The 7020-nt window shown below is 71.8% G+C and carries 8 protein-coding genes; 1 reads left to right on the top strand and 7 read right to left on the bottom strand.

Annotation, left to right across the window (positions count from 1 at the left end; genetic code table 11):
- Positions 1 to 125: 125 nt before the first annotated feature.
- From murQ to D7Y15_RS41285, 4 genes are all read right to left on the bottom strand, one after another.
- A complete protein-coding gene (murQ, locus tag D7Y15_RS41300) occupies positions 126 to 1058 on the bottom strand; it encodes an N-acetylmuramic acid 6-phosphate etherase (RefSeq protein WP_121756010.1) in 933 nt (310 codons plus the stop codon).
- Positions 1059 to 1081: 23 nt separating this feature from the next.
- Positions 1082 to 1273: a 50S ribosomal protein L28 gene (gene rpmB / locus D7Y15_RS41295; protein WP_014398134.1), complete on the bottom strand. Its 192-nt coding sequence runs from the start codon at positions 1271 to 1273 to the stop codon at positions 1082 to 1084.
- Between the two features lie 104 nt (positions 1274 to 1377).
- On the bottom strand, positions 1378 to 2898 hold the full coding sequence (locus tag D7Y15_RS41290; protein ID WP_121756009.1) for an NAD(P)-binding protein: 1521 nt from the start codon (positions 2896 to 2898) through the stop codon (positions 1378 to 1380).
- A gap of 86 nt (positions 2899 to 2984) precedes the next feature.
- A complete protein-coding gene (locus tag D7Y15_RS41285; protein ID WP_121756011.1) occupies positions 2985 to 3674 on the bottom strand; it encodes an HAD family phosphatase in 690 nt (229 codons plus the stop codon).
- Between the two features lie 83 nt (positions 3675 to 3757).
- Between D7Y15_RS41285 and D7Y15_RS41280 the strand changes: the two genes are divergently transcribed.
- Positions 3758 to 4825, top strand: a complete 1068-nt coding sequence (locus D7Y15_RS41280; protein ID WP_120581109.1) for an enoyl-CoA hydratase/isomerase family protein — start codon at positions 3758 to 3760, stop codon at positions 4823 to 4825.
- Between the two features lie 19 nt (positions 4826 to 4844).
- Here the strand turns inward: D7Y15_RS41280 and D7Y15_RS41275 are convergent, their stop codons facing one another.
- The 3 genes from D7Y15_RS41275 to purM form a co-directional block, all read right to left on the bottom strand.
- A complete protein-coding gene (locus D7Y15_RS41275) occupies positions 4845 to 5276 on the bottom strand; it encodes a DUF523 domain-containing protein (RefSeq protein WP_120594649.1) in 432 nt (143 codons plus the stop codon).
- A 227-nt stretch (positions 5277 to 5503) separates the two neighbouring features.
- Positions 5504 to 6169 carry a phosphoribosylglycinamide formyltransferase gene (gene purN, locus D7Y15_RS41270; protein WP_120581107.1) on the bottom strand — a complete coding sequence of 222 codons (666 nt, stop codon included), beginning with the start codon at positions 6167 to 6169 and terminating at the stop codon, positions 5504 to 5506.
- Positions 6166 to 7020, bottom strand: an 855-nt coding sequence (gene purM, locus D7Y15_RS41265; protein ID WP_121756008.1) for a phosphoribosylformylglycinamidine cyclo-ligase, incomplete at its 5' end; no start/stop codon positions are given. The genes purN and purM, both read right to left, overlap by 4 nt.

The raw sequence follows: 7020 nt of genomic DNA, 5'->3' as shown, positions 1-7020 counted from the left end.
GTGCATGCCCCAAGTCTAAAGGCCAGCTCCCACGGCCGCCGGACCCCGGCCCGCAGGGCACCTCGTGTGTCTGGGAATGACGCCCACCCTGTCGGATTCTGGAGGGACCGCGGGCCCTCGCCGCCTCAGCGCGTGGGGCGTCGCCGTGGCGCTCGGGCCGCCGCCGGGCGTTCGAGCCCTCGCAGGCCCGCGTCCTTCAATCGGCGCCGGGCCTGGGCCGCCGGAAGCCCCGTGAAGTGCATGGCCAGCGCCAGCTTCACGTGGTCGCCTGCGGCCTGGAGCAACGCCTCCGCCCGCGCGGGGGGCAGGTCCGTCAACTCCGCGACCATCCGCACCGCTCGGGCCCGCAGCTTCGTGTTCGTGGGGCGCACGTCCACCATGCGCCCCCGGTACACGTGGCCCAGCGACACGAAGGCCGCGGTGGTGATGGCATTGAGCACGAGCTTCGTCGCCGTGCCCGCCTTCAGCCGCGTGGAGCCCGCCACCACCTCCGGCCCCGTGCGCGCCAGCACCACCGTGTCCGCGCGCATGGCCGGCCCCGGCGGGTTGCAGCACACCAGCACCGTGCGCGCCCCTCGCTCGCGGGCCTCGTCCAGCGCACCCCGGACATAGGGCGTGGAGGCCGACGCGGAGATGCCGCACACCACGTCCCGCGCCGTCGCCCGGAACGTCCGCACCGCCCGGGCCCCGGCAGCGACGTCATCCTCGGCGCCCTCCACGGCGCGCGTCAGGGCCCGCCGGCCGCCCGCGATGGCCGCCTGGACCCGCGTCGCCGGGACACCGAAGGTGGGGGGACATTCGCTCGCGTCGAGCACGCCGAGCCGACCGCTGGTTCCCGCGCCCACGTAGAGCAGCCGGCCGCCAGCGCGTAACGCTTCCGCCACGGCCCGGGCCGCCGCCGCGATGGACGGCAACGCCTTACGGACCGCGTGGAGCGCGATCAGGTCTTCTTGATGCAACCGTCGGACGACCGCCTCGACAGGGAGGAGGTCCAGGTCATCCGTACGGGGATGGAGCCGTTCGGTGGGCGGAAGCGCGGACTTTCGAGCGCGCGTCATGCCCACCGGAAGGCTCCCGGACTTCAGGCGGCCTTGGTCACCTTGCCCGCCTTGATGCAGCGGGTGCAGGCCAGGACGCGCTCAATGGAGCCGCTCACGTTCGCCCGCACCTTCTGCAGGTTCGGCAGGGTCCGCTTCTTGGTCTTGTTGTTCGCGTGGCTGACGTTGTTACCCACCAGCGGACGCTTCCCACAGAGGTCGCACTTCCACGCCATGACTGCTAACTCCTTGAAAACTGGGGCGTTCGACAGCAGCCCATAAAAGAGCGGCGGACCCTACCAGAAACAGGCCGGAAATCCAGCCGGATCCGACCCGGGACCTATCCCTTGAGCGGATCCTTCTTCTTCAACATGTCCTGCACCAGCTTCGCGGCGCGCATGCCCGCGAGCAACTCGCCCTCCAGGCCCAGGCCGGGCAGCACCTCGCGGCCCGCCAGGATCACGTTCTTCGCGGGCGTGCGCTGCTTCAACCCCGTGACGCCCAGGAAGGCTTCCGTTTCGAAGCTGTAGAGCGGGTGGGGCATGAGCCGGCTGCCGCGCACTCCGCCGGCGTCCAGGTAGGGGACCGAGCGCAGCGCGCGGTGCTGCTTCGTGAACGGCATCAGCCGGTCCAGGTGCTCGTCGATGCGCTTCGCCAGCGCCTGGAGGTGCTCTTCGCCCTCTTCGCGCGCGGAGGCCGGGACGAAGGCGCCCGCGCACACCACGCGCACGCCCTCCACGTCCTTGTGCCCGGAGGCCGCGGCCGTGCGCGCCGGGTGCTGCTGCACGAGCAGCGGGCCCAGCTCCGGGTCCTGCGTGTCCACGAGCACCAGCTCGCCCATGCCGCGCGGGAGCGCCGCCTCCGGCACCACCCAGTTCACGCTGAAGAGCAGCGACTTGATGTTGGACTGATCCAGGTGCTCCAGCAGGCCGCGGTTGTGCTTCTTGTCCGTCACCAACCGGCGCAGAGCCCCGGAGTCCGTGGCCGTCACCAGGCACGACGCGCGGTAGAGCGTGTCCGAGCGCACCAGCTTCACGCCGGAGAACTTGCTGCCGTCGAACGCGAGTTCCTCGACGATGAAGCCCGCCGGGTTGTCGCGGCCCAGCACGTCGCCGCCCAGCTCCGTCAGCCGCCGGGTGAGCACGTCGCGCAGGGCGTCCATGCCGCCCGGGTACGTGGATGGCGCGGTGAGCACCTGGGACAGGGCCCGCGTCTGCGCCAGGGGCGCGCTAGGCTTCTCCAGGTGGACGAGGAAGGGCAGCAGGCCGCGCACCAGCGACAGCGCCGGATCCTCGCCCGCGAGCCGGGGCGTGGCGTCCAGGGCCGGGTGATCCTTGATCTGTCCCTTGAGCTTCCAGCCCTCGAAGAAGCCGTCGGGCGGCAGCTGGGGCCCGGCCTTGAAGAAGGCGTCGGTGGACTCGTGCTGCGCGGCGCTGCCCGCGAGCGCGCCCTGGATGCCCTCGCCGGCCTCGCCGAACTCGCGCGTCAGCTCCGTGCGGCGGCGGGCGGCGTCCCCGACCAGGTCCACCCGGTTCCGGGGCAGCACCAGCTGGAGCTCCGGCGCGTGGGGGCGCAGCGCGCGGCCGATGGCGGTGGAGAGGCCCAGCTCGTTGAGGGCCTCGTCCACGGCGGGCATGGCCTTGAGGGGCGGCGCGACGAAGGGGGCGTAGGGCAGCACGAAGCCGTCGTGCTCGTAGCCGGGCCCCATGCCGTCGTGCTCCACCAGCAACACGCGGTGGTTGCGCTTCGCCAGGAGCGCGGCGGCGAGCGCGCCTCCGACCTGGCTGCCCAGCACGATGACGTCGTACACGTGCCGGGACGGGCCCGAGGGGAGCTTGAGTTTGGCGGAGGACGTCGACATGGCCGCCGAACACTACACAACGTCACCGCGTCTGGCGCCCTTTTGGCGCCTTCCTGACACGTCCGGGGTGGGGCGTATGTGCCCCCTCAGGCCCTGGACCTGAAGAGGCGCGCGAGCAGCTCCGGGGGCAGCGTGTCGAAGTCCGGGGCGGTGTAGTGGGCCCCCGCGTTCTTCAGCGCCTCCGAGGTCGTGGTGGTCGTGATGCCCACGGTGACCATGCCGGCGGCGCGCGCGGACAGCACGCCGTTGATGGCGTCCTCGAAGGCGAGGCACGACTCGGGGGGCACCTGGAGGGCCTTCGCCGCCGCGAGGAAGATGTCCGGCGCGGGCTTGCCGCGCGTCACCTGTTCGGCGCCGACGACACAGGCGAAGAGCGGGCGCACGGAGAGCCCGTCCAGCACCAGCTCGCGGTTGCCGTGCGGCGCGGCGGTGGCCACGGCCAGGAGCAGGTTCGCGTCGCGCAGGCGGTGCAGGAATCCCTCCGCGCCCCGGTGCAGCGCGAGGTAGGGCCGGTAGATGGCGCGGTAGTGGGACTCCTTCTCTTCCGCGAGCGCGTCCAGCTCCGCGACGGAGAGGGTGCGGCCCAACAGCTGCGGGAGGATCTCCTCGTTCTTCTTTCCCGCGAACTCGTTCTGGAAGCGTTCCGCGGTCAGGCCATCCAGACCGAGTTTCCGGGCGAGCGTCAGCCAGGCGCGGTTGTGGAAGTCCATGTTGTCGACGAGCGTGCCATCCATGTCGAAGACGGCGGCGAGCAGGGGGGCGGCTGCGGGAGTCATGTTCTCCCCAATACCGATTTCCTCCGCCATGTCACCCCTGAATCTCCCATGCGAGCCCCTTCCGGGCTGATATCCCCCACGCCATGAGCGAGGACGTGCTGCTGGAGACTCGGGGGCCCGTGGGTCTGGTCACCCTCAACCGACCGAAGGCGCTCAACGCGCTCTCCCTGGAGATGTGCCGCGCGCTGCATCCCCAACTGGACGCCTGGGCGGCGGATCCGTCCGTGAAGGCGGTGGTGATCAGCGGAGCAGGGGGCCGGGCCTTCTGCGCGGGAGGGGACGTGCGCGCGGTGGCCAGTTCGGTCGCACGGTCGGACATGTCGCTGTCGCGCGAGTTCTTCCGTGCGGAGTACGCGCTCAACCATCGGATCCACCACTTCCCCAAGCCGTTCATCGCGTGGGTGGACGGCATCTGCATGGGCGGTGGGTTGGGGCTGTCCGCGCACGGGGCCTTCCGCGTGGTGACGGAGAAGCTGGTGCTCGCGATGCCGGAGACGGCCATCGGCATCTTCCCGGACGTGGGCGGTGGCTGGTTCCTCCCGCGCTTCCCGGGCGAGGCGGGGACGTACCTGGGGCTCACCGGCGCGCGGTGTGACGCGGCGGATGCGCTGTGGCTGGGGTACGCGACGCATCGGGTGGAGTCCTCGCGGCTGGAGGACGTGGTGGGTGCGCTGGCGGCCGCGGACTGGAGCGGACCGGGGCGCGAGGTGGCGGCGCGAGTGCTGAAGGGCTTCCATCAGGACGCCGGTGTTTCGGGGCTCGCGTCGCGGGCGGAGGTCATCGACCGGTGCTTCCAGGGGAGCCGCGTGGAGGACATCCTCGCGGCGCTGGAGCGCGAGGGGACTGCGTGGGCGGAGGAGACGCGTGCGACGCTGCCGCGCATGTCGCCCACGAGCCTGCGGGTGACGCTGCGGCAGCTGCGCATCGGGCGTGGCCAGGACTACGACGCGACGGCGCGCATGGAGTACCGGTTGAGCCAGGCGCTGACGCAGCGGCCGGACTTCCAGGAGGGGATCCGCGCGGTGCTGGTGGACAAGGATCAGAAGCCGCGCTGGAGCCCGGCCACGCTCGCGGAGGTGACGGACTCGGAGGTGGAGGCGTGCTTCGCGCCCCGGCCGGGTGACGAGCTGGAGTTGCCCGCGCTGGGCTGATCAACGTGCGCGGGGACGGTTACAGGTCCTCGTCGCTCACGACGGTGCGTCCATCCGCGCGCAGCAGCGCGGTGGTGATGCCTTCACCCGGGCGCAGCACGCCTGTCTCGTAGACGCGCTGACTGCCACACGAGGGGCTCTTCTCCTTCAAGAGCGCCACCGTGACGTCGAAGCGCCGGGCGGCCTCCAGGGCCTGCTGGGCGCCGTCCTGGAACGCGGCGGTGCGGTCCTCGCGCGTCTCCCGCGTGAGGGCCCGCGCACGGCCAGCCCAGACGTCCACGCCCGTGCCACCCGCGAGGTCCACGGGAGGCCGTGGAATGCCCATGCCCGCGGCGGCCTCCGGGCAGATAGGGATGACGGCCTTGCCCTCCAGCGCCGCGAGCACGCGCTCCGAGCGCTGCGAGCGGCCGTCGTAGCGGCACGCCTCGCCCAACAGGCATGCACTGACCATCACCGTGGGGGCCGCGCGCAGGGCCTCCCGACGAGCATCACGGGCAGACGCTAATGCATGCTGGGCCGGGCTCTGCACTTCGGGCGCGGCATGAGCCGGTGTTACCGCCTTCGGAGCGTTGTGCGCCGAGGATGGTGACAGCTCGATGGGCTTCGGCGCGGTATGCGGCGGCGCGACCGCCCTGGTCTCTTCGGACGCGGCGGAACGCGACGGCTCCACGGCCTTCGTCACGTCGGCGAACCCGGACTGCGAAGCGCGGTGTTGTCTCCCGTCACCCGCGCGGCCACCTTCGTGCGCGTCCCGTCCAGTGTCACCGCACCGGTCACCGCCAGCCGCACGGCCAGCGGATACAGGCGGTGCTCCTCCGCGAGGATGCGCGCGCTCAGGCTCGCCTCGTCGTCCTCCGGCAGCACGGGCACCGCCGCCTGCGCGATGATGGGGCCCGTGTCCGTGCCCGCGTCCACGTAGTGCACCGTGCACCCGGCCACCTTCACGCCGCGCTCCAGCGCCTGCTTCTGCGCATGCAGCCCCGGGAACGCAGGCAGCAGGGAAGGGTGGATGTTGAGCACGCGCCCCGGGAAGCGCTTCAGGAAGTCCGCGCTCACCAGCCGCATGAAGCCCGCCAGGCACACCCACTCGACGCCCGCGTCGGCCATCACGCCGAGCACCGCCGCCTCGAAGTCCGCCTTCGACCCGAAGCCCTTGTGGTCCACCACCTCCGCGCGCACGCCCGCCTTCCGGGCGCGCTCCAGCGCGAACGCCGTGGGCACGTTGGACAGCACGCACGCCACCTCGGCCGGGTAGTCCGCCTGCCCGGCCGCGTCGAGCAGCGCCTGCAGGTTGCTCCCGCCGCCGCTGACGAGCACCCCCAGCCGTGCCCGCCGCGCGCTCATGGGTCGATGACCGCCGTGGCCTCGCCCTGGCCTGCTTCCACCCGGCCCACCTCGGTGGCCTCCACGCCCCGGGCGTGCAGCACCTCCAGCGCCTTCGCCACGTCCTCCTTCGCCACCACGACGATGAGGCCCAGGCCCATGTTGAACGTGCTGAACATCTCGTCGCGCGCGACTCCGCCCGTCTTCGCGATGAGGTCGAAGATGGCCGGCTTCTTCCACGTGGACTCGCTCAGCACCGCGCGCGTCCCGTCCGGCAGGCACCGGGGCAGGTTGCCCGGGATGCCGCTGCCGGTGATGTGCGCCATGCCCTTCACCTTCACGGCCTGGCAGAGCGCGAGCGCGTCCTTCACGTAGATGCGCGTGGGCTCCAGCAGCGCGTCACCCAGCGGCCGGTCCAGCCCCTGCGGCGTCATGTCCAGGGGCAGCTTCGCGTCGTCCAGCAGCACCTTGCGCGCCAGCGAGTAGCCGTTGCTGTGCAGCCCCGACGACGTGAGCCCGATGAGCGCGTCCCCCGGCTTCACCGTCTTGCCGTCGATGATGGCGGACCGCTCCACCACGCCCACGCAGAAGCCCGCGACGTCGTACTCGCCCCGCGCGTAGAAGCCCGGCATCTCCGCCGTCTCCCCGCCCAGGAGCGCGCACCCCGCCTGCTCGCACCCCAGCGCGATGCCCTTGACCACCTCCGCCGCGGCGTCCACCTCCAGCTTCCCCGTGGCGAAGTAGTCCAGGAAGAAGAGCGGCTCCGCGCCACAGGTGAGGATGTCGTTCACCGACATGGCGACCAGGTCGATACCCACCGTGTCGTGGCGCCCCGCCAGGAAGGCCACCTTCAGCTTGGTGCCCACCCCGTC

Origin of the sequence: Corallococcus sp. AB030, from assembly GCF_003668965.1 — a bacterium.
Taxonomy (GTDB): Bacteria; Myxococcota; Myxococcia; order Myxococcales; family Myxococcaceae; genus Corallococcus; species Corallococcus exiguus.
This window is presented reverse-complemented; position numbering and strand designations above follow the sequence as displayed.